At 53.9% G+C, this 20724-nt stretch carries 23 protein-coding genes; 6 read left to right on the top strand and 17 right to left on the bottom strand.

Annotated features, from left to right (window positions below; translation table 11 throughout):
* Positions 1–22: 22 nt before the first annotated feature.
* The gene (locus OOJ60_RS08205) at positions 23–901 is read right to left on the bottom strand and encodes a U32 family peptidase (RefSeq protein WP_042291817.1); all 879 of its coding nucleotides are present in this window, start codon (positions 899–901) and stop codon (positions 23–25) included.
* Between the two features lie 8 nt (positions 902–909).
* Positions 910–1905 carry a ubiquinone anaerobic biosynthesis protein UbiU gene (gene ubiU, locus OOJ60_RS08200; protein ID WP_060571069.1) on the bottom strand — a complete coding sequence of 332 codons (996 nt, stop codon included), beginning with the start codon at positions 1903–1905 and terminating at the stop codon, positions 910–912.
* Between the two features lie 220 nt (positions 1906–2125).
* Between ubiU and ubiT the strand changes: the two genes are divergently transcribed.
* On the top strand, positions 2126–2650 hold the full coding sequence (ubiT, locus tag OOJ60_RS08195) for a ubiquinone anaerobic biosynthesis accessory factor UbiT (protein ID WP_042291811.1): 525 nt from the start codon (positions 2126–2128) through the stop codon (positions 2648–2650).
* A complete protein-coding gene (locus OOJ60_RS08190) occupies positions 2644–3147 on the top strand; it encodes a GNAT family N-acetyltransferase (protein ID WP_042291809.1) in 504 nt (167 codons plus the stop codon). The genes ubiT and OOJ60_RS08190 overlap by 7 nt, the downstream gene beginning before the upstream one ends.
* On the opposite strand, the gene OOJ60_RS08185 is transcribed toward OOJ60_RS08190, so the two are convergent.
* On the bottom strand, positions 3134–3436 hold the full coding sequence (locus OOJ60_RS08185) for a GIY-YIG nuclease family protein (RefSeq protein WP_042291807.1): 303 nt from the start codon (positions 3434–3436) through the stop codon (positions 3134–3136). The two genes, OOJ60_RS08190 and OOJ60_RS08185, sit on opposite strands and share 14 nt — an antisense overlap.
* Positions 3437–3488: 52 nt before the next feature.
* Between OOJ60_RS08185 and OOJ60_RS08180 the strand changes: the two genes are divergently transcribed.
* Positions 3489–3932, top strand: a complete 444-nt coding sequence (locus tag OOJ60_RS08180; RefSeq protein WP_199957650.1) for a YhbP family protein — start codon at positions 3489–3491, stop codon at positions 3930–3932.
* Here the strand turns inward: OOJ60_RS08180 and OOJ60_RS08175 are convergent.
* Positions 3912–4430 (bottom strand): type 1 glutamine amidotransferase domain-containing protein, encoded by a 519-nt coding sequence (locus OOJ60_RS08175; protein ID WP_205612379.1) that lies wholly within the window; start codon positions 4428–4430, stop codon positions 3912–3914. The genes OOJ60_RS08180 and OOJ60_RS08175 overlap by 21 nt on opposite strands.
* A gap of 128 nt (positions 4431–4558) precedes the next feature.
* Between OOJ60_RS08175 and OOJ60_RS08170 the strand changes: the two genes are divergently transcribed.
* Positions 4559–5197 carry an NAD(P)H-binding protein gene (locus OOJ60_RS08170; RefSeq protein ID WP_042291801.1) on the top strand — a complete coding sequence of 213 codons (639 nt, stop codon included), beginning with the start codon at positions 4559–4561 and terminating at the stop codon, positions 5195–5197.
* Positions 5198–5335: 138 nt separating this feature from the next.
* A complete protein-coding gene (locus OOJ60_RS08165; protein WP_205612378.1) occupies positions 5336–6373 on the top strand; it encodes a permease in 1038 nt (345 codons plus the stop codon).
* Positions 6374–6425: 52 nt separating this feature from the next.
* Here OOJ60_RS08165 and dolP read toward each other — a convergent pair whose 3' ends face one another.
* From dolP to OOJ60_RS08145, 4 genes are all read right to left on the bottom strand, one after another.
* A complete protein-coding gene (gene dolP / locus OOJ60_RS08160) occupies positions 6426–7001 on the bottom strand; it encodes a division/outer membrane stress-associated lipid-binding lipoprotein (RefSeq protein WP_205612377.1) in 576 nt (191 codons plus the stop codon).
* 9 nt (positions 7002–7010) lie between these two features.
* Positions 7011–7601 (bottom strand): DnaA initiator-associating protein DiaA, encoded by a 591-nt coding sequence (gene diaA / locus OOJ60_RS08155; RefSeq protein ID WP_012135279.1) that lies wholly within the window; start codon positions 7599–7601, stop codon positions 7011–7013.
* A 161-nt stretch (positions 7602–7762) separates the two neighbouring features.
* Complete coding sequence (locus OOJ60_RS08150; RefSeq protein WP_042291797.1) at positions 7763–8158, bottom strand: YraN family protein; 396 nt, start codon at positions 8156–8158, stop codon at positions 7763–7765.
* A complete protein-coding gene (locus OOJ60_RS08145; RefSeq protein WP_205612376.1) occupies positions 8116–10170 on the bottom strand; it encodes a penicillin-binding protein activator in 2055 nt (684 codons plus the stop codon). Before OOJ60_RS08145 ends, OOJ60_RS08150 begins: the two co-directional genes overlap by 43 nt.
* Positions 10171–10234: 64 nt before the next feature.
* On the opposite strand from OOJ60_RS08145, the gene rsmI reads away from it, so the two are divergent.
* Positions 10235–11095, top strand: a complete 861-nt coding sequence (rsmI, locus tag OOJ60_RS08140) for a 16S rRNA (cytidine(1402)-2'-O)-methyltransferase (RefSeq protein WP_205612375.1) — start codon at positions 10235–10237, stop codon at positions 11093–11095.
* A gap of 5 nt (positions 11096–11100) precedes the next feature.
* On the opposite strand, the gene OOJ60_RS08135 is transcribed toward rsmI, so the two are convergent.
* From OOJ60_RS08135 to gatA, 9 genes are all read right to left on the bottom strand, one after another.
* Positions 11101–12174: a fimbrial protein gene (locus OOJ60_RS08135; RefSeq protein ID WP_233470884.1), complete on the bottom strand. Its 1074-nt coding sequence runs from the start codon at positions 12172–12174 to the stop codon at positions 11101–11103.
* Positions 12175–12185: 11 nt separating this feature from the next.
* Positions 12186–14663 (bottom strand): fimbria/pilus outer membrane usher protein, encoded by a 2478-nt coding sequence (locus OOJ60_RS08130; RefSeq protein WP_407057099.1) that lies wholly within the window; start codon positions 14661–14663, stop codon positions 12186–12188.
* 93 nt (positions 14664–14756) lie between these two features.
* Positions 14757–15440, bottom strand: a complete 684-nt coding sequence (locus OOJ60_RS08125; protein ID WP_392397389.1) for a fimbrial biogenesis chaperone — start codon at positions 15438–15440, stop codon at positions 14757–14759.
* A gap of 78 nt (positions 15441–15518) precedes the next feature.
* Complete coding sequence (locus tag OOJ60_RS08120) at positions 15519–16085, bottom strand: fimbrial protein (RefSeq protein ID WP_060571077.1); 567 nt, start codon at positions 16083–16085, stop codon at positions 15519–15521.
* Between the two features lie 505 nt (positions 16086–16590).
* Positions 16591–17364, bottom strand: a complete 774-nt coding sequence (locus OOJ60_RS08115; protein ID WP_042291789.1) for a DeoR/GlpR family DNA-binding transcription regulator — start codon at positions 17362–17364, stop codon at positions 16591–16593.
* 110 nt (positions 17365–17474) lie between these two features.
* Entirely contained in the window at positions 17475–18518 is a 1044-nt protein-coding gene (gene gatD / locus OOJ60_RS08110; protein WP_205612372.1) for a galactitol-1-phosphate 5-dehydrogenase, read from the bottom strand.
* A gap of 44 nt (positions 18519–18562) precedes the next feature.
* Positions 18563–19936: a galactitol-specific PTS transporter subunit IIC gene (locus tag OOJ60_RS08105; RefSeq protein WP_205612371.1), complete on the bottom strand. Its 1374-nt coding sequence runs from the start codon at positions 19934–19936 to the stop codon at positions 18563–18565.
* A gap of 4 nt (positions 19937–19940) precedes the next feature.
* Positions 19941–20225, bottom strand: a complete 285-nt coding sequence (gene gatB / locus OOJ60_RS08100) for a PTS galactitol transporter subunit IIB (RefSeq protein WP_042291785.1) — start codon at positions 20223–20225, stop codon at positions 19941–19943.
* 29 nt (positions 20226–20254) lie between these two features.
* Positions 20255–20719 carry a PTS galactitol transporter subunit IIA gene (gene gatA / locus OOJ60_RS08095; protein ID WP_042291783.1) on the bottom strand — a complete coding sequence of 155 codons (465 nt, stop codon included), beginning with the start codon at positions 20717–20719 and terminating at the stop codon, positions 20255–20257.
* Between the last annotated feature and the right edge of the window lie 5 nt (positions 20720–20724).

Below are 20724 nucleotides of genomic sequence, written 5' to 3'. Positions count from 1 at the left end.
GTTAACAAAGTGAGCTGTTTTATCAGGCTTCCAGCGTCAGCCCGGCGAGCCGCTTCCAGTAGCCGTTGCAATCGCTGTGCGCAGCGAGCGGCAGCGGCGACGCGCCGTTTTCGTTGGCGCGGAAGGCGTCCAGCATGGCGAACGTCCCGGTGTCGAGCGGCGACAAACGAACGATATCCACCAGTCCCTGCATCGACGTCAGTTCGTTACCAAGGTTATAGACATAGCCGCTCATGGTCTGAATGCCATTTAGTACAAACACCTGCTGATTCTCCTGGGAGAGCACGTCGCGGCCATTCGGATAGTTGATGCAGCAGGTTTCACACTCATCTTTCGGACGATCTTCCGAACGGGCGGTAAAGCAGCGAGCGGAATATGCCAGCGGCAGATGGCCGTAGCTCAGCACCTCGACTTCAAACTGGTTGCGAATGCCCAGCTCATCGCACTGTTCCAGCAGGTTAGCCAGCCAGTCGCGGGAAAGCTCTACCGGCATACACCAGCGTACCATTCCCTGTTTGAGCAGCAGGCGCAGCGTCACCGCGTTATAGCAGTTCAGCGCATGTCCGGCGACAAACGGCAGCTTGCGCTCGGCGCACATGTTTACCACGCCGAGATCGCTCGCTTCCAGCAAAAACTCGCCGTTTTCCACGTAGCGTTTCAGTTCGTTCAGCTCAGACGAGGCCTGCACCAGCGCCAGCGTCGAAAGCACCACCTGCTTGCCGCTGCCGGCGAGCGATTTCGCCATCTCCAGCCAGTCGCCCACTTTAGTGGCGCGGCGTTTGCTGCACACCGCTTCACCCAGATAAATCACGTCAGCGCTGCTTTGCGCCGCCTGTTGATAAAAATCTTCCAGTGTTTCTTTCGGCCAGTAATAAAGCACCGGCCCCAGGGAATATTTCATTGCTTCTCTCACTGCCATTTCCGGTGATACGCGCCAAGCGTGGTCTGGGTGCCTTCGGACATCGCGCCGAGCGTCTCCATCCATGCGCTTTGCGGCGCAAAGTTTTGCGGGTCGGCCAGACAGCGGTCGATCGCCTGACGCCACACTTTCGCCACCTGGCTTACGTATGCCGGGCTGCGCTGGCGTCCTTCGATTTTCACCGACGCAATGTTCGCCGCCAGCAGTTCCGGCAGCAGTTCCAGCGTATTCAGGCTGGTGGGTTCTTCCAGCGCGTGATAGCGCTCGCCGCCGACGAGATAGCGGCCTTTACACAGTGTCGGATACCCGGCGTTTTCGCCGTCCTGGTAGCGGTCTATCAGCACATCGTTCAGGCGGGATTCCAGTCCCTGCCCGGTTTGCTGCCAGCGAACAAAACGGGCGGGGGAGCAGGCTCCTACCGTATTCGGCGATTCGCCGGTTAAATACGACGACAGGTAGCAGCGACCCTCCGCCATAATGCACAGGCTACCGAACGCAAAGACCTCGAGTGGTACTGGCGTGGCGCGGGCAAGTTGCTTCACCTGGTGAATGGACAGCACGCGGGGCAGCACCACACGTGCGACGTCGAAGTTGCGATGGTAGAAGTTCACCGCTTCTTCGTTGGTCGCCGATGCCTGAACGGAGACATGGCGCTCAATATGCGGATAACGTTCTGCGGCATACTCAAGCATGGCCAGGTCGGCGAGGATCAGCGCGTCGGCGCCCAGTTGCGCCGCCATATCGACAGCGCGCTGCCAGCGGGCATAGCCGTCCGGATGCGCAAAGGTGTTGATGGCGATATGCAGCTTGCGGCGATGTTGATGGACAAAACTCACCGCTTCCTGCAGTTTCTTCTCGGTAAAGTTAAGGCCGGCGAAGTGACGGGCATTGGTATCATCTTTCAGCCCGATATAGACGGCGTCAGCGCCGTTTTCGATGGCCGCCTTAAGCGCCGGGAGATTTCCGGCAGGGCAGAGCAGCTCCATAATTTATCCTGAAGGTAGCGCCGCCTGGGACGCATAATTGTTAACGAACTGGGATTTTAGTTAACCTTGCTGCGACAATTTTTGATTTAAGGCAGTTAAAGTCGTATTGATATCAGCAATAAAGAGGTACGGTTAACGCATACAATTGTTGATTTACGCCGCTATGTCGTTTATCTGATATGGCAAAATGGCAGGACTACGGAAACAGGGAGTAAAGCTCGTGTTAGATAAACTGCGTTCACGCTTAGTGCATTTTGGTCCGTCTCTGATGAGCGTGCCGGTTAAACTGACGCCCTTTGCGCTGAAGCGCCAGGTTCTGGAACAGGTCCTGAGCTGGCAGTTTCGCCAGGCGCTGGCAGACGGGGAGCTGGCGTTCCTCGAAGGCCGTTGGTTAAGCATTACGGTTAGCGATATTGGCCTTCAATGGTATACCTCTGTTGAAAATGACAAGCTGATCGTCAGTCAGCACGCGCAGGCCGACGTCAGTTTTCGCGCCGAAGCCAGCGATCTGCTGATGATCGCCGCGCGTAAGCAGGATCCGGATACGCTCTTTTTCCAGCGTCGGCTGGTCATTGAAGGGGATACGGAGTTAGGGTTGTATGTGAAAAACCTGATGGACGCCATTGAGCTGGAGCAGATGCCAAAAGCCTTACGCGTGCTGCTGCTACAGGTGGCGGATTTTGTTGAGGCGGGACTGAAGCACTCGCCGGAAACCAAACAGACATCGGTAGGTGAACCATGCTGATTCGAGTAGAAATTCCAATTGACGCGCCGGGGATTGATGCCCTGTTGCGTCGTTCATTCGAAAGCGATGCGGAAGCAAAACTGGTTCACGATCTGCGTGAAGATGGTTTTCTGACGCTCGGTCTGGTCGCCACGGACGACGAAGGTCAGGTGGTGGGGTACGTCGCGTTTAGCCCGGTCGATGTACAGGGCGAAGACCTGCAATGGGTGGGGATGGCGCCGCTGGCGGTGGATGAACACTACCGTGGGCAAGGGCTGGCTCGTCAACTGGTCTACGAAGGACTCGATTCCCTCAACGAATTTGGCTATGCCGCCGTCGTCACGCTGGGCGATCCGGCACTGTATAGCCGTTTTGGTTTTGAACTGGCCGCCCATTACGATCTACACTGCCGCTGGCCGGGCACGGAGAGCGCGTTCCAGGTGCATCGTTTAGCTGAAGATGCGCTGAAGGGCGTGACGGGGCGGGTTGAGTATCACGAACACTTTAATCGCTTTTAAGCGCCGTGGTTTGCAGGTCGTTGAGTAACGCTGCAAAACCGTCGCCATTCGCCACCAGGCGCTCTTTTTGACGCTTGGTGAGCTGTTTAATGCGGTATTCCATGCGCAGCGCCAGCGAGCGATCGCCCACCTGCGCGGAAAACGCCAGCGTCAGCTCGCCCTTTCCCCGCAGCGCCTTCGCGCCTTTTCCACTCTGATGCTGTTGATAGCGGCGCGCCACATCGGTGGTGATACCGGTATACAGCGCATTATCCGCAGTACGGATCAAATAGAGAAACCAGGGTGTCATCGTGACCTTCTGCGTGTTACGTTTCTGGCTCCCAGTATAAAAGAGAACAGCAATGGAAACACTCACTGCGATTAGCCGCTGGCTGGCAAAACAACACGTTGTGACCTGGTGCGTCCAGCATGAAGGGGAACTCTGGTGCGCCAACGCGTTTTACCTTTATGATGCGCAGAAGGTGGTTTTTTACCTGCTGACAGAAGACAAAACCCGCCACGCGCAGATGTCGGGGCCGCGAGCGAAGGTCGCCGGGACGGTAAACGGTCAGCCCAAATCAGTAGCGCTTATTCGCGGTGTGCAATTTACAGGTGAAATTCGCCGACTGGACGGTGAAGAAAGCGACGCGGCGCGTAACGCCTATCATCGCCGCTTTCCGGTTGCCAGAATGCTGTCAGCGCCAGTCTGGGAGATCCGGCTGGATGAACTCAAGTTCACCGACAACACGCTGGGCTTTGGCAAAAAACTTCACTGGTTAAGGCAGTCAGGCGCCGAGAATACGTAACGCCTCGCGGTTAAACGCCGGCAGATCGTCAGGGGTTCGGCTGGTGACCAGTTGGACTTTATCCACCACCACTTCCTGATCGAAGAATTCCGCCCCGGCGTTCTTCACGTCAATCACAATGGGTTTAACGGCGGTGAGCTTGCGCCCGCGAATGACGTCCGCGCTGATCAGTAACTGTGGGCCGTGGCAAATGGCAAAAACCGGCTTTCCGGTGTTCACAAAGTCGCGTGTGAAGGTGACGAAGCGATCGTCGCCGCGCAGGTAATCCGGTGAATGGCCGCCGGGCAGCAGCAGCGCGTCAAAGTCGGCAGGGCTGACATCATCAATGGCTTTATCGATGGTGACGCTGGCTTCGCCTTTTTTCCCTTTTACCGTTTTCCCCGCCTGCTTCTCAATGGTGATGACCTCGTGTCCGGCCTGACGAAATTCTGCTGCAGGTGAAGTAAATTCGGAATCTTCAAACTCGTCAGTGATTAAAACGGCTATCTTCTTGCTCATGCTTCCTCCGCGGTGTTGGCATTGGATAAGGCAAATTTTCCATGATGAGGGATAATTACCTTGTGAATGAATAAGTCTGGTCGATGAGACTGAGAGTGCAAGTTGGACAATTCTGTAAAGGGGTGAGGATGAGTCAGGTATTGATTACAGGCGCGACGGGGCTGGTAGGCGGTCATCTGCTGAGAATGCTGCTTAATGAACCGAGAATCCATTCGATTGCCGCACCCACGCGTCGTCCGCTGGCTGACATGCCTGGCGTGTACAATCCTCACGATCCGCAACTGACCGATGCGCTGGCGCAGGTGACGGATCCGGTGGATATTGTTTTCTGCTGCCTGGGGACCACCCGGCGCGAGGCGGGAAGCAAAGAGGCGTTTGTCCATGCAGATTATACGCTGGTGGTGGATACCGCGCTGACCGGACGGCGGCTTGGCGCACAGCACATGCTGGTAGTCAGCTCAATGGGCGCTAATGCCCGCTCGCCCTTTTTCTACAATCGGGTAAAAGGGGAGATGGAAGAGGCGCTCATCGCCCAGGACTGGCCGCGGCTGACCATTGTCCGCCCGTCGATGCTGCTGGGGGACCGGGCGAAACATCGAATGAACGAAACCCTTTTTGCGCCGCTGTTCCGGCTGCTTCCGGGTAACTGGAAGTCGATAGAGGCGAGGGATGTGGCGCGGGCGATGCTGGCAGAGGCGCTGGCGCCCGAAAAAGAGGGGGTAACAATTCTTAGTTCTGCGCAGTTGCGGGAAAAAGCGGCGCAATAGGCTTTCGCATCGTGCCGGAAGCCAACGCGTTGCGTCTTATCCGGCATTCAGCATCAGGCAAAAAAACGACATTTCCAAACATTTCCCAAAGGCGTAGTATTCACCGGCAAAATATTCTAACACTCCCTGGGGAATGCTATGACTGGTCAGTCTTCATCTCAGGCGGCAACGCCAATGCAATGGTGGAAACCCGCTCTTTTCTTTCTCGTTGTTATCGTCGGTCTCTGGTATGTGAAATGGCAACCGTATTACGGTAAAGCTTTTACTGCCGCCGAAACTCACAGTATCGGCCAATCCATTCTGGCGCAGGCGGATGCGAATCCGTGGCAGGCAGCCTGGGATTACGCCATGGTCTATTTCATCGCCGTCTGGAAAGCGGCGGCGCTGGGCGTGATTCTCGGCTCATTAATCCAGGTGTTGATCCCGCGAGACTGGCTGCTGCGCACGCTGGGGCAATCGCGCTTTCGCGGTACGCTGTTTGGCACGCTGTTTTCTTTGCCCGGAATGATGTGTACCTGCTGCGCCGCGCCAGTGGCGGCAGGAATGCGCCGTCAGCAAGTGTCAATGGGCGGCGCGCTGGCCTTCTGGCTGGGAAACCCACTGCTTAACCCGGCGACGTTGGTCTTTATGGGCTTTGTGCTTGGCTGGCATTTCGCGGCGATTCGCCTGGTTGCCGGGCTGGCAATGGTGCTGGTGGTGGCGACGCTGGTACAAAAATGGGTGAAAGAGCCTGTACAAGCCGATCTGCCGATCGAGATCGCCGCGCCGCAAGCGCAGGGTGGGTTCTTTGCGCGTTGGGGTAAAGCGCTGTGGACGCTGTTCTGGAACACTATTCCGGTCTATATTCTGGCGGTGCTGGTTCTCGGCGCGGCGCGCGTCTGGTTGTTTCCGCACGCCGATGGCGCCATTGATAACAGCCTGATGTGGATCATCGCGTTGGCGGTAGCCGGATGCCTGTTCGTGATCCCGACGGCGGCGGAAATTCCGATTGTGCAAACGATGATGCTGGCCGGTATGGGCACCGCGCCCGCGCTGGCGCTGTTGATGACGCTTCCGGCGGTGAGCTTGCCGTCGCTGATCATGCTGCGCAAAGCATTCCCGGCAAAAGCGCTGTGGCTGACGGGGGGGCTGGTGGCGATATCGGGGGTGATTGTCGGCTGTCTTGCGCGAGTGTGACGTGGGATTGCTACCCTGCCTACGTGAGCCATCACGTAGGCAGGGTGATGTGTTATTTAATAAAGGTAAACGCGGTGGTGACACGCTTCACGCCGCTCACCCGGCTGGCGATGTCGGCTGCGGCTTTGGCTTCACGTTCAGTCACCAGGCCCAGCAGGAACACTTCGCCGTTTTCGGTGGTCACTTTCACGTTAGAGGATTTCACCTGGTCGCTGGTGAGTAACTGAGAGCGTACTTTGGTGGTGATCCAGGTGTCGTTGGAGGCGGTTCCGAGGCCAATTGGCTGGCCCTGACGGATCTCGTTAAAGACTTCGGTTGTGCCTTCCACGCCCATTGCGATCTGTTTGGCGCGCGATGACAGTTCGCTGTTAAGCGACTGACCCACCAGCAGCACCTTGCCCTGATAAGCCGTCACGTTAATCCGCGCTTCTTTCTTAATTTGTTCGTCTTTCGACAGCGCGCTGTTCACGCGCAGTTCCAGGGTTCCATCATCCACCTGGGTGCCGACGCTACGCGGGTCGGTTGCTGCTTTGGTTCCCACCGCGGCGGTACCGACTACGGCGGCAGCGACACAGCCTTGCAACAGCAGCGCAGAAATAAGGACTGCGATTGGCGATAAAGCCTTCATGTAAACTCCTTAATCATCCTGGTGAGGGAAAAGCGTGTTATCGATCAGATCGCACAAACAATTTACCGTCAGCATATGCATCTCCTGAATGCGCGCGCTATGGTGAGACGGTATGCGGATTTCAACGTCCTGCGGCCCTAACAGCCCGGCCAGCTCTCCTCCGTCATACCCGGTCAGCGCCACAATCGTCATATCACGCGTGACGGCGGCTTCTACGGCTTTTACGATATCGCGACTGTTGCCGCGCGTCGAAATAGCCAATAAAACATCGCCCGCATGTCCCAGCGCCCGGACCTGTTTTGCATAGATTTCATCATGCAGGCGATCGTTGGCAATCGCAGTTAAGACCACGTTATCGGTATTTAGTGCGATAGCGGGTAAACTGGGGCGCTCTGTCTCAAAACGGTTGATCATGCTGGCAGCAAAATGCTGTGCATTGGCAGCGGATGTCCCATTACCACAACAGAGGATTTTGTTGCCATTCAGCAGCGAGTGTACCAGCGTCATGGCGGCGCGGGAGATCGCATCCGGGAGCGCTTCAGCCGCAGCTATCTGAGTTTGAATGCTTTCTGTAAAGCAGACTTTAATTCTGTCTAACACGCGAATCCTTAAGTCCCTGCTATAAGGCTATTTTATTTGCCATTTGTTCCTGGCAAGCGCTTACCCTCCGCACGTACGACACGTACGCTCCGGGTGTTCCGCGCTGTCCGCCCGGACTGGCGGCAACAATGACGCCTTATAAGCAGGAACTGGTTTAAGTATCATGAGCAGTCGTTAAAGGCATCCCTTAACCACTCAACATCATTTCCGGTGAAGGCTAACACATCGAACCGGCAATCCACAGTATCAAAACTCCCATTGTGGCGCGCGAGCCACAAGCGGGCAGTGTGTAATAATTTGCGTTGTTTGCTCCGGGTCACACTGGCCGCCGCGCCGCCGAAGGCTGCTGAGCGGCGGTAGCGGACCTCAACAAAGACGGTCGTTTTACCTTCACGCATAATCAGATCAATTTCGCCGCCACGTTCGTTGACGTTGGCGGCGATAAACTGCAGTCCCTTGCGCTCGAGCCAGCGTCGCGCGGTGACTTCCCACGCGCCGCCGGTCTGTTTGCTCGTTAACTGGCCGGGACGATCTGCCCTTGCTGGTATTTGAGCCATGATAACTTCCTGTTAATCACACAGTCCTGATTAGCGGTCAGCGCGCCGGTGTTGCCGTTGATTTCAAAGCCCTGAACCTGACGCATCTGCGAGAAATGGTTCGCCAGCGACCAGGCGTCAACGCCCATCGCGTACATGCGCGCCAGAGAGTAGTCGTTGCGTACCGCGCCGAGCGCCTGTTGCATCAGCGACGGATTGCCGCCAGCCAGCATTGGGATTTCGCTGTACTGTAAGCCTTCCATTTCCAGACGGAAGTCCGGTCCGGCATTTCCCTGTGCGCTACGGGAACTGGCGTAAAGCGTTGCGCCGCTCTGGCTGCCGTTGCGCATGGCGATCATCGGCTTAATAAACGCGATCTCGTTCGGCGTCGCCAGTATATAGACCGCGTCGACACGACCGCCGCTACCGGTAATTTGGGCCTCGGTTGGCGGTGCCGGAATGGTCAGATCGCCAATGGTCACCCCAGGCTGCGATGGCGCGCTGGCGGCGACCGGGCTACCGGTTAACGCGATGCCGGCGCCGCCGTTGACGCCCATCCGTAATTCTGCGGTAGAACCGAATTTTTGCTGTAGAACGGTACCGCCGCCCAGCTTCAGCCATTCTTCAGCAAAAGCGTTGGCCACGCGATCGCCCAGCGCGCTGCGTGGGATCAGCAGCAGCGGCGACTGTTTACCCTCGTCACGAATGTGACGGGCGGCGTCGCGCGCTTCATCTTCCGGCGAGAGGGCGAAATAGCAGATATTGACGCGGTTCTGCACCGCTTCCGGCTGGTTTAGCGCCAGCACGTTCAGCGGGGTATTGCTCTTGATCAGCTCATCGACATTGCTTTTCAGCAGCGGGCCTACCACGATGCTCGCGCCATCCTGCTGAACCTGATTCAGGATCTGCGTCAGCGGCTGTGAGCTGGTGTCATAAATTTTGAGTTCCGCGGAGGGATTCGCCGCCGCGCTTGCCGTTACAGGCTGTGCAGGCGCTGTTTGCGGGGCGCTGGTCGGCGTGGGTTGCTGTGCTGGCTGCTCGTTGGTCAGATCGTTCACCGACGCCTGAGACGGGCTGGCGACGCCATCGGTTACCTGCGGCTGTTGCTCGGCTGGCGCAGGCGCCTCCACCGGCGCGGGCTGGGCGGCTGGCTGCGCGTCTACGGGCTGCGTGCCCTGGTTTTTCGCCGCTTCAAACCCTTGCTGGATGGTACGGCCAAAAACGGCGGCCTGACCGTTCAGCGGCAGCAGCAGGGCGATTTTACTGGTGGACGCTGGCTTAAAGCTCTGCACATTCACCAATTGCGTCGGCAGCATTTTCGCTCCCGGGTTCTGTGGATAGCGTTTTTGCCAGTCTGTAATGCCCGCTTTCATCATGTCCGGATCGCTGCGGTTATCAAACCAGACCCGCTGCAGATCCAGCCAACCCTGCAGTACGTTTTCATCCGCATTGATAACCAACGCTTTCGCCTGATCCTGACTCATGGAAGTCAGGGCCTGCCAGGTGGCATCGATGTTCGCCTGTTTTTCTTTTGCGCCGAGCAGTGGTTCCTGGGCGATCAGCGCACGCAGGAGCGTCAGGGAAGGCTGTCCCTGTTCCGCGGCGATGCCGATTTGCCAGAAACGCAATTGTTGATTTTTATCCAGCGCGGAAAGATCGATCTCGCCTAACTGTTTTTTCGCGCCGGCAACGTCCTGCTGCACGACCTTCACTTCTGCCCCCAGCAGCGCCTGCTCACGGCGCTGGGCGTCGTTCAGGTTCTGCGGCAGTTGATTAAACAGTTCGATAGCCTGCTGGTTTTTGCCCTCTTTCAGCAGGGCACGAATGGCGAGTAATTGCCAGTTGGTCTTGCTATCATCTGCGCTCTGCTGCATTTGCTGTAAATAAAAGCCAGAGTCAGCTTGCGCGCTGCCCTGCATGTGCGCAGTGCTTTGATCGGGCGCCTGGGTGCCACAGCCGGCGAAAATCAGTGCTGCCAGAATGACGGGCAGACAGCGCGCGGCTTTTAAACGAGAAAATGTTAAGGGTACCATACTGTATCCAGTGATATTTTTTATACGCAATGCTCAATATTAAATCGGCAATACGGACGACACAATGAAACAACACGAATCGGCGGATAAATCTCCCGGCCAACTCTTTATTGTACCTACTCCCATCGGGAATTTGTCCGATATTACCCAACGTGCGCTCGAAGTTTTGCAAGCCGTTGATTTAATTGCCGCTGAAGACACCCGTCATACCGGTTTGCTGTTGCAGCATTTCGCGATTACCGCCCGCCTGTTCGCCCTGCACGACCATAACGAGCAACAAAAAGCCGATACGCTGGTGGCAAAGCTGAAAGAAGGGCAGAACATTGCGCTGGTATCAGATGCCGGAACGCCGCTGATTAACGATCCGGGTTATCACCTGGTGCGTACCTGCCGTGAGCAGGGGATCCGCGTGGTGCCGCTGCCGGGGCCCTGCGCGGCCATTGCGGCATTAAGCGCGGCGGGCTTGCCTTCTGATCGCTTCTGCTATGAAGGCTTTTTACCTGCAAAATCAAAGGGCCGGCGTGATGCACTCAAAGCCCTCGAAGCGGAACCGCGGACGCTGATTTTTTATGAATCGACTCACCGCCTGCTCGACAGTCTGGAAGATATGGTGGCGGTATGGGGAGGAGCCCGTTACGTCGTGCTGGCGCGAGAGCTGACCAAAACCTGGGAAACGATTCACGGCGCGCCGGTCGGCGAGCTGTTGGCGTGGGTGAAAGAGGACGAAAACCGCCGCAAGGGCGAGATGGTATTAATTGTCGAAGGGCATAAAGCGCAAGAAGACGAATTGCCCGCCGACGCCCTGCGCACGCTGGCGTTACTCCAGGCGGAGCTGCCGCTGAAGAAAGCCGCCGCGCTGGCGGCTGAAATTCACGGCGTGAAGAAAAACGCGTTGTATAAGTATGCGCTGGAGCAGCACGACTAACGCTGCTACTTCACCACCACGGTAATGGTGGCGGTCCCCTTAAAACGCCCTCCGGCAAGCGTGCCCCCGGTGAGATTGACCGGGTAAGCCTGTAAATGCGCGGTCCCGCTGCCGGAACTGTCCATCAGAAGTGCGCCGGGGTTAAAAGGAATATCTATGTTTGTGGTGGTGATATCCACCAGGCGGATTCCCACATCCGGCACGTTGTCAGACTCTCTACGTCTTGCGACGAGCACATATTGGCTGGCCAAATCGCTGCCCTCGATATACATATACAGGCTGTTCTTTATTTCAGACATATCCCCGCAGTCATAGGTAATGTCGAAGTTAATGGGTGTGTAATGCTCAGGCATTTGGTCCTTAATTGTAAAATGCGCAGCACTGATCGTTCCAAGATTCACCTGGATGACGTCTCCTTGATTAATCTTACAGTGTTGTGGAACCGTAATTCGCCCCTGGATATGCAGTTCAGCAATATTATTGAAGGTTTTAGGATAGGTCGACGAGCTGCTCCATGCCGCCTGGATGTAGGCGACAAGGGTGTCAGGAATAATCATTTCGCCTAAAAACGGTTTGCGGACATACAGCGTAAATGTGGTATCCATACCGAATGAAATCGCTGACGATCTTTGCTCGGCAGGATCGTCATTACAGACGCTGTTACTGGTTTTTGTACTGTAAGAACCGCTGGTATCCTTGATGGGCGAACCAATTTTCGTGGGAACAAGTACGGTACCTGCGTTGGGGATATCGTTGATCTCGGTTTTAATATCCAGGCTGTCGTTTAAACGATAAAAACCACTTAAATGTCCGGTGGTGGTGATTGCGCTGACGGTTGAATAATAAAGGTTGACCTTGGTGTTAGCACTGCAGTCGCATCCTAATTGATAGGCGCTGCCCCTGGCTGCCGAAGGGATCTGCCAGACTGAAGCTGTCACATTCTGTTCTTTTGTCCAGTCGGTTGCGATATCTGTCATAAAATTTCCATTCGCTTCGCAGATACCTGTCGCTGACTGAGCCGGTGAGGCAGAAGCCAGGGCGATAAGCGCGGTAATCACAGATAAAATATAAATTCTCATCGAATACACCCTTAACGACATACCGTTGTGTCTTTTAGAACAGATGATGCGCTCTGCCGGTTATCTGACAGGCTATAAGTAAACTGACATTGCTGGCTGGCTTCTTTACCCCAGCGAATCGTCCAGGTTTGCGGCAACTCATTAACCCCAGTGAGATAAAGCACGCCGCCCTCGTCCACGATGCTTTGCGTTCCCGCACTCTGGTTATTCGCCATAGCACCGAAAGGTAAAGGGGTGTTCTGCGCATCGGTCACGGTGAGTAAAACTCTGCGCCCCGTCTGCGCACTAAAATAGGCACTCACGGCAGCGCCCTGACCTGGCACGACGATTTTTGCTGTTTCCGTTACGTCAACGTCATCCGGCATGGTGGTCGTGTCCAGCGTAATTCGGTTTTCCTGATACGGCGTGAGAAAAGGGATAACGGCATTGCCAAAATAGTCGGTTGCGATTCCCGGGTAGTTCTTAATCCGTATATTGGCGGCGCCATTGGCGTCAATAAGCGCAAAGGCATTACCAAGCGGCTGGGACAGCGTTACGCCATGAGAATGCGCAACGACGCCGCCAGAAAGGCCATAGCTGAGCTGGCGATTATCTGGACTGTAGTCGTAGCTACTGCTGACGGTACCGTATGCGGAGCGGTAATTTGCGGAAAAACTGCTACTGGTGTTTTCATTATCTTCGCTTTGCCGTTGCTTAAGGCTATAGCTCAGACGATAGTCATCCAACAGCGAACCATTAATTCCTACCTCATGCTGCGTCGCTTTATTTTTATCTTCCGTAACACGCCATGTCGCCTGCGCATGGGGAAGCCATCGATCCAGCGGTACGCTAATACTGAGTGAAACGGAGCGCTCGCTCTCGCGGTCCGTTGAATCGGTGAATTGTCCGTTAAGGTTATAGCTGACGCCGTAGAGGCTGCCATTCAGTCCTGCGGAGAAGTTGTTATCTTTTTGGCTGTCGTTCCAGTAGGTACGTTGAGAACCGGAAACATAAAAATTGATGCTCTTGAGTAGCGTCTGGCTGATGCTGAATTGTGCTTCACTTTTTTGACGGTAACTATTATTTATATTCTTTGCATTGGCATCAGAAAACGTAAAATAGCCATTGCTGGTATAGCGATAATATCCCAGCGATAAATTCGTGCCAGTTTCTGGCAAATCTTTAATATATTGGGTACGCCAGGTATAGCCTTCAAAGGTATTGCCATCATCAAATTGCGTCTCTGCCCTGCCAATATCCACTGAAACGGCGCCGAATTCTCCCAGAGTGCCGCCAACGCCGACGGTTTGCGACCGATAATTTTCAGCGGTTAGCATTCCGCCATACACCGTCAGGGCGTTGCTCAGACCATAGATGCCGGTACTTTCAATAAATTGGGGTTCTTTACTCTCTGCTGATTGGGCGGCGCGAAAGCGACCCGCAGTAAGGCTGTATTTCAGATGCCCCAGCCTTTGCATAACGGGAAGCGACGAGAAAGGTTGAACGAAATGGCGAACTGTCCCGTCGGCTTCTTCGATACTGACGTCCAAATCGCCCCCGAAGGAGGAGGGATAGAGATCGTTAATCTCAAATGCGCCTGCAGGGACGTTGCTTTGGTAAATGGTATAACCGTTCTGGCGAACCGTGACGATAGCGCTGGAATTGGCGATGCCACGAATGGTTGGCGCAAAGCCTTTTTGACTGTTTGGCAGCATGTTGTCGTCGGAGTAAAGGCGAGCGCCGGTAAACTGGTAGCCCGGAAAAATGGCGCCGTCTGTTGAGCTTTCGCCAATCACCAACTGTGATCTGAGTGACTTTATGTCCCGTTGCAACCAGCTGTTGATGCTGTCCCAACGAGCGTCATCCTCATTGTGCGTCCAGGTGGAGTAGTTACGTAATCGCCACTCGCCGAAGTTCGCGCCACTTTGCAGGTTCATGTACTGGCGTTCACTTTGTTCGTTATTGTCGTAGCGGCTTCTGGAACCGGTGAAACTGTAGTTGGTGAAAACGACCGGAACACCGTTATCCCAGCGCGAAGGATCGACATAGCCTCTGGCATCGCGATAAAGGGCAATTTGCGGAACGCTTAACTTGAGTTTGCTGTGGTTAAAATCAAATATCGCAACGCTACCGGGAACGGCTTTAGCGAGATCGGGAATGCGCGTACCGTCATCAGCATTGGCAAATGCCGGATTCTCATCGACTTTAAAGCCTAATTCGCGTAGTTGCCCTACTGTAAATTGTGGTTGAAGCTGGTGATTATTTGCGATGACAAAAGGCAGCGTTCGTTGCATCAACTTTTTATTATTGATGTAAATCTCGACAGAATATTCACCGGGTTGCTGTGCATTCTTATGAGAAAAAAGTGACAGATCGACGGGGCGTTGACCACTTTTGGCGGTTTCCAGTAGAGCGGGGTCGAAAAAATAGTCATCGGCAAAAGCAGTACCTGAAACCAGGTAACCGCTGGTGATGGTAAACGGCAAAAGGTACCTGATGCAGTGGCGCAAATATTTCTTTGCGTACAGTACATCGATTTTCTCCGTTAAATCCTTTTTCCGCTTATAGCTCATATTTCCCTTATCACTGAAGCGTTGCCTGTTTTATGGAATCAGGCGTGTTTCTGGCGCTGTACTGCCACCAAAATCATTTATTGCCGCCCATTTCACCGTTCTTCCAGTCGTGGCATTGATGGCAATTATTTTTCTTTCCTGCGGCGCGATGTATTCAATTTTGTCTGTGAGGTTGACATTGTCTAAACTTAATCCCGCAAAAACGACATGATATGCCGATGGGTTATAAATAGTCAGTTGGTTCGCTGAGATGCCAAACTCGAGCGCTTTGAAAGCATCTCTGGCTTTACCGTTGAGTCCTTTTGGTCGGTAAAAAAGTTTGATCCGGGTTTTAAACACTAACGTTAATGTATTGGTATTGGCGAGATCGGCTTTGTTCTGTGCAGGAATGGCTCGCACATTGATAAAATACATCGACTCTCTGTCATTAGGCACCTGTCCATCAGCCTTAATAATACGTAGCGTAGAGTCTTCTCCGGCATCAAGTCGAAACAGTGGGGGCGTGACAATAAACGGGCCGCGCGAGCTGTTGTTGCTATTTTCTACCCATGATTGCAGCAGATAAGGCATTTTTTCGCTGTGGTTAGCGAGCGGCAGAGCGGCCTCTTTTTTACTGGCGTCATAAATAACGCGCGTCCTTTCCAGTACGATACCCCCTGCGAAAGCCGTGCTTGCCAGAGTGGTAAGCAAGATAAAAAATGCCAGTGTCGCCAGTCTCTTCATTATTTACTCCCTGAAATGTTAATATCTCTTTATCCCTGTAAAAAGGGATAAAGAGATATGATGAAGGGATTAACGGTAATCAAGAGTGACATCAACCGAAGCGTTTGCTTCACCTGGCGTAATGTCTTTAGACTCTACGGTTGAAACGTAATAAGCCAGTAAATTGATATCCATCGTCGCCCCGGTAATAGGGAAAGACACTTTAGGATCGTTGAGCTTGTTAATGGCCATTTGTGTCCCCTGGTCGTTATCGATACGAATGCCGACACCCGTCGCAGGTTCGTCCATACCCGTCACCGCAACCAGTTCGTCATTTGTTCCGGTCGTTCCGCCATTTCGTGTTTCTAACCATAGCTGGAAAGACGCATCTTCAACACCATCAACATGCTCCCACGGGTCAGTTGGACAATTTTTTAATGGGATAGTGACTGGAATACTTGGCGTTTTATCGCCAACGGTTTTGAACTGAGAAGCGGCGTAATGACCAAGTTCAACATCAACCGTGTCGCCATTAGCAAATTCACAGGTGCTGGTTAATATTTGCCCGGTAAATTCAATCGTTCCATCTGTCGCCCACGCGTGGCTTGCGGAAAGCGTGAGTAAACCCGCAATAACGGATTTCGTATAGCGTTTCATTACTAATTCCTTATCCTTGCTTAAAATACAATGAAATATTTCATTAGGCAATATATCTGCATGCTTTAAGGATTATACAGTTCCTGACGGCTTAGAATGGCGTAATGTTATGTTTTCGGAATATATTTATATTAGTAAAGTCTATTTGGCTGGTGGTTAATTGATCTGTCAATAGGGGGTTTTAAAAATTCATGCTTAATGCTGTTGCTCATAACTGGTTGATTTTAAGTCATAATGAAAGTGTAAGGTTAAATAAAAGTGAGCAGTCTATTTAATATAAGTCAAATAAAAATATTCATATTATTGATATGAGGGGGCGATTCATCTCAAAAAAGACTTTTTAATATTATTTTTGTGCAATATCTTTATATAAATTTCTTTCGGGATAAGATACCATCAAGCTAAAGATATAATCTTAAACTAAACAGTATTTTTAATTTGTATAACCGGATAAAAAGTAGACTCGCTGTAGGCAGGCGCAGGCCTGCCTTTATTAAGTGAAGCTCTAAACAATAATAAGCTCAACGCCGGTTTTGAGCACCGCCGCTTTATCCTGCTTACTGATGCCATCGTCAGTGATCACGCAGTTGATCTTCTCCATGGGGAGAACCTGGTTGAATCCGCGGCGGTTGAACTTGGTGGCGTCCAGAACGGCGACAACTTTGTGTGCCGCAGCGGCCATCACTCCGCTTATCGAATACCCTTCATTAAAGGTGGTGATCCCGTTGGTGGCGTCGATACCGTCCGCACCGACAAACATTAAGTCTGCGCTGATGCCCTGTAACGAACGTTCGGCGATGGTGCCATGCATGGAATGTGTTTTATGCCTTACCGTGCCGCCGCAAACCACCAGCGTCAGGTCTTTGTTGTCGGACAGAGTAAATGCCGCCGGTAAGCTGTTGGTAATCACGGTAATGTTGCTCTTACGGTTCAACGCTTCGGCGATCAATAACGTGGTGCTGCCGCTATCCAGAATCACGGTCATCCCTTCTTCCACCATCGCCGCCGCTGACTGAGCAATGCGCTTTTTCGGATCGCTGGCAAGCTGGTAACGGTCCTCGAGTATAACTTCCTGATTATCGCCTTCCGCCAGATGACTTCCGGGTTTAGCCGCGCCGCCGTGAAACCGCGTAACCAGACCCTTTTCCTCCAGCAAACGCAGATCGGCACGGATAGTGACTTCAGAAATACCAAAGGTATTCGAAAGATCAAGCACCAACACGCTGCCCTGCGAATTAATCAGGTCGACAATTTTGTTCCTTCGCTCAAATGAGTTCATATTGATTTGCCTGATAATTAACTGTGACTAGTTTAATCGAAGGATTGCGAAAGGTGAACGCTAAATTTCGAAAGTAAATGTGAGCCAGCGCAGGTTGCTGGCTCGTACGATCAGGAGAAGTCCAGGAGAATTTTTCCCTGCATAGGTGCGCCGTTTAGCGCTTTCACGGCTTCTGCGAAACGCTCTGGGTTACCCCGATGGGCAATCAGCGGGGTGAGCTGCAGGCGTTTCTCGGTCAACAAGCGTGCGGCGGTTTCCCACTCTTCTCCTGGCCACGGGCTGGAGTAGTTCATCCAACTGCCCAGCACCGTGAGCTCTTTGCGCAGGATCAGCCCGAAAACGTGACTGGTGAGCGTCAGATCATGATGCAGCGTGCCGACCAACGCTACCTGCGCACGCGGTCCGGCAATTTCAATTGAGAGTGAGACGGTCTGCGGCGTGCCTGCCGTTTCCAGCACCAACTGGTCGAACTGCGCGTCGTTCTGCGCTGCCTGAATCTCTGTTGCGCTCATCTCCCGGCTGTTATACACCCGCGTGGCTCCTAGCGCTGTTGCCAGCGCCAGTTTCTGTGGATTAATGTCGATAGCGGCGACGCTTTTCGCACCGAGCTCTTTTGCGCACTGAAGCGCGAGCAGGCCGATGGTGCCCGCGCCAACGATGATAACGTTTTTCCCTTCACATCCCCGCGCCAGATGAAACGCATGCAGACCAACGGTGATCGGCTCAATGAACGCGCCGTCTTCGACAGGCATATCGGAAGGTAAGCGGAACAGATTGGCGCGCTTTACGACAACGAACTCCGCATTGCCGCCTTCACTGCGCGAACCGACAAACTGGTACTGTTTACACAACGAGTAAAAACCACGCTCGCACTGGGGACAGTGAAAGCAGGGCAGAAGCGGCACGCAGGCAACCGCGTCGCCCGGCTGCATGTCCTTCACGCCCTTGCCATACGATTCAACGTAGCCGCTAAATTCATGTCCGAGGGTGATAGGGTAATAATGCGCGCCTTTAGCAAAAATACGCGGAATATCAGAACCACACAGACCAGAACTGATGACTTTCACCAGCACGTCGTCGTCGTTTTGCAACTGGGGCATAGGGCGTTCTTCAACGCGCACGTCTCCCTCAGCGTGAATCACCACTGATTTCATAACATTCTCCAGAAAGATAACGGGGAGCGAACGCTCCCCTGAAATTACACGGTGGGCTGACTTTCCGTCAGCGTTGCGTTTTGCTCCGCGGCTGCAAAATGACGCGCCCGACGCCAGGTCAGCAGTACGCCGGTGAAATAGAGGGCGGCAATCACCACGAACCCTATAACGTTCTGCCAGGTAAAGAGCTGGATCAGAAGCCAGGTTACCGGCGATCCCCCCTGGTCCATGGAGGCCACCATGCCACCGGCTTTCAGCGCCCCGGCATTGGCGGCAAGCTGGGTATGCAGACCGATGGTTTGCGTGGCGATCCACAGCGTGATGCCCATAATGATGACGCCGGATATCAGCGTGCGGAACAGGTTGCCCTGATGTACCGCCACCGCCATCGCGACAAAGAAACCGATAGTCGCAAGGTCGCCGAACGGCAGCACCTGGTTACCCGGGACCAGCACCGCAATCAGGATCGTCAGCGGGATAAAAATCAGGCTCGCGGAAACCACAGAGGTATGGCCGAGGAGCAGCGCCGGATCCAGTCCAATCAGAAACGCCTGGCCGCCAAATCGGGCCTGCAGACGTTTACGCGCCTGTTTGGCTATCGGCGTTAAGCCATCCATGATCGGCTTGATCACGCGCGGCATCAGTAGCATCACTGCCGCTGTTTTGACTGCCAGTTGCAGGACGGCTTTCATGTCGTAGCCTGCCAACATGCCAATCACCAACCCCATCACAAAACCGACGGTCACCGGCTCGCCAAACGGACCGAAGCGTTTTTGCACATCGTCCGCGCTGAAATGAATGCGGTTAAGGCCCGGTATTTTGTCGATAACCGTATCGACCAGTACCGCGACAGGACCGAGGTAGGCTGAGGTGCCATGCGGGATAGCTATTCCTTCCAGACCGAAGAAGTCGCGGGTATCTTTTGCGAACCAGTCGCCAAGTTTGTAAACAAAGGCAGCATGGACAATCACGCCGAGGATCCCCAGCCAGTACGATCCGGTCGCCAGATGCAGCATCGCACCGGTAAAGGTCATGTGCCAGATATTCCAGATGTCGACGTTCACAACGCGGGTCATACGCGTCACCAGCATCAGAATATTGACGCCAATCGCGACCGGGATGGCGATCAGCGCAATTTGCGAGGCCCAGGTCATGGGTGACGAGCCGGGCCAACCAACATCAATGACGTGAAGATTGATTTGAAATTGTTCGGCCATCGCTTTCGCCGCAGGGCCAATAGAGTCAAGCATCAGACCGATCACCAGGCCGATTCCGACAAAGCCAATGCCAATATGCAGACCCGATTTAAAACAGTCCCCGAGCTTCATCCCCAGCAGTTTTGAGAAGATGATGATCACCAGCGGCAGCATTACCGTTGGGCCTAAGTCGAGGATATAACGCATAATTTCGCTAAACATGGCGTCACCCCACGAGGATCGTCAGTATTTTTTGCTGCAACGCTTCGATACCCACCCCGGAAACAAAAGGCATACCGTGAACGACAGGAATATCGCCAAAGGTGCGGTCGACGCGGGCGGTGGTGCAAATGAGATCGGCGCCGTCCATATAGGTTTCGATTTCCGTGACCCGACATTGCACCAGGTCGAGTGTGATATCGTTGGCTTCACATAGCTCTTTAATTTCTTCCGCGGCCAGCGTAGAGGTCGCGACAGCACCGCCACAGGCCACAATCACTTTACGTTTCATAGGGTATTCCTTTCATTATCAGTATATTATCAGGCCTGTTCGCAAGGCTCAGGCATCAGGATAGTTTCCTGAAAACGGGCTGCCAGCGCTGTTTCAGGGGCACTCAGTAACGCTTCAAGGGTGTCCGGGTTTTGCAGTTCGCTAAACAGACGACGCAGGAGTTTCAGCTGCGCCGTCGGGTTTTCAACGATCAGCGCGATGATCAGCGAAACGGCAATTTCGCCGTCGTCATCGGCCTGCTGAAACGCCACCGGAGTATCGGGACGGATGAGGTAGATCGCCGGCGATTTGGCGTGAACCGCTTCGCAGTGTGGAATCGCAACGGCATGGCGTTCCAGCGCGATGCCGGTTGGAAAGTTTGCTTCACGTTCGAGAAGCGCCTGCGGATACGTGTCATGCACCACGCCTTTGGCCAGCATCTCCTCGGCAATGTGCGCGAGCGCCTGCTGGCGCGAGGTAAAATGAATTCCAGTACGGACAAAAAGTTGGCTCATAGCGT

The organism is Citrobacter sp. R4, assembly GCF_026719175.1.
GTDB classification, from domain to species: domain Bacteria; phylum Pseudomonadota; class Gammaproteobacteria; order Enterobacterales; family Enterobacteriaceae; genus Citrobacter_A; species Citrobacter_A sedlakii.
Note: the sequence above shows the minus strand (reverse complement) of the source record. Positions and strands in the feature narration are given on the sequence as shown.

Coding starts and splice junctions, on each gene's coding strand:
- OOJ60_RS08205 (WP_042291817.1), bottom strand. CDS start 901: ATGAAATATTCCCTGGGGCCGGTGCTTTATTACTGGCCGAAAGAAACA.
- ubiU (WP_060571069.1), bottom strand. CDS start 1,905: ATGGAGCTGCTCTGCCCTGCCGGAAATCTCCCGGCGCTTAAGGCGGCC.
- OOJ60_RS08190 (WP_042291809.1), top strand. CDS start 2,644: ATGCTGATTCGAGTAGAAATTCCAATTGACGCGCCGGGGATTGATGCC.
- OOJ60_RS08185 (WP_042291807.1), bottom strand. CDS start 3,436: ATGACACCCTGGTTTCTCTATTTGATCCGTACTGCGGATAATGCGCTG.
- OOJ60_RS08180 (WP_199957650.1), top strand. CDS start 3,489: ATGGAAACACTCACTGCGATTAGCCGCTGGCTGGCAAAACAACACGTT.
- OOJ60_RS08175 (WP_205612379.1), bottom strand. CDS start 4,430: ATGAGCAAGAAGATAGCCGTTTTAATCACTGACGAGTTTGAAGATTCC.
- OOJ60_RS08170 (WP_042291801.1), top strand. CDS start 4,559: ATGAGTCAGGTATTGATTACAGGCGCGACGGGGCTGGTAGGCGGTCAT.
- OOJ60_RS08165 (WP_205612378.1), top strand. CDS start 5,336: ATGACTGGTCAGTCTTCATCTCAGGCGGCAACGCCAATGCAATGGTGG.
- dolP (WP_205612377.1), bottom strand. CDS start 7,001: ATGAAGGCTTTATCGCCAATCGCAGTCCTTATTTCTGCGCTGCTGTTG.
- OOJ60_RS08150 (WP_042291797.1), bottom strand. CDS start 8,158: ATGGCTCAAATACCAGCAAGGGCAGATCGTCCCGGCCAGTTAACGAGC.
- OOJ60_RS08145 (WP_205612376.1), bottom strand. CDS start 10,170: ATGGTACCCTTAACATTTTCTCGTTTAAAAGCCGCGCGCTGTCTGCCC.
- rsmI (WP_205612375.1), top strand. CDS start 10,235: ATGAAACAACACGAATCGGCGGATAAATCTCCCGGCCAACTCTTTATT.
- OOJ60_RS08135 (WP_233470884.1), bottom strand. CDS start 12,174: ATGAGAATTTATATTTTATCTGTGATTACCGCGCTTATCGCCCTGGCT.
- OOJ60_RS08120 (WP_060571077.1), bottom strand. CDS start 16,085: ATGAAACGCTATACGAAATCCGTTATTGCGGGTTTACTCACGCTTTCC.
- OOJ60_RS08115 (WP_042291789.1), bottom strand. CDS start 17,364: ATGAACTCATTTGAGCGAAGGAACAAAATTGTCGACCTGATTAATTCG.
- gatD (WP_205612372.1), bottom strand. CDS start 18,518: ATGAAATCAGTGGTGATTCACGCTGAGGGAGACGTGCGCGTTGAAGAA.
- OOJ60_RS08105 (WP_205612371.1), bottom strand. CDS start 19,936: ATGTTTAGCGAAATTATGCGTTATATCCTCGACTTAGGCCCAACGGTA.
- gatB (WP_042291785.1), bottom strand. CDS start 20,225: ATGAAACGTAAAGTGATTGTGGCCTGTGGCGGTGCTGTCGCGACCTCT.
- gatA (WP_042291783.1), bottom strand. CDS start 20,719: ATGAGCCAACTTTTTGTCCGTACTGGAATTCATTTTACCTCGCGCCAG.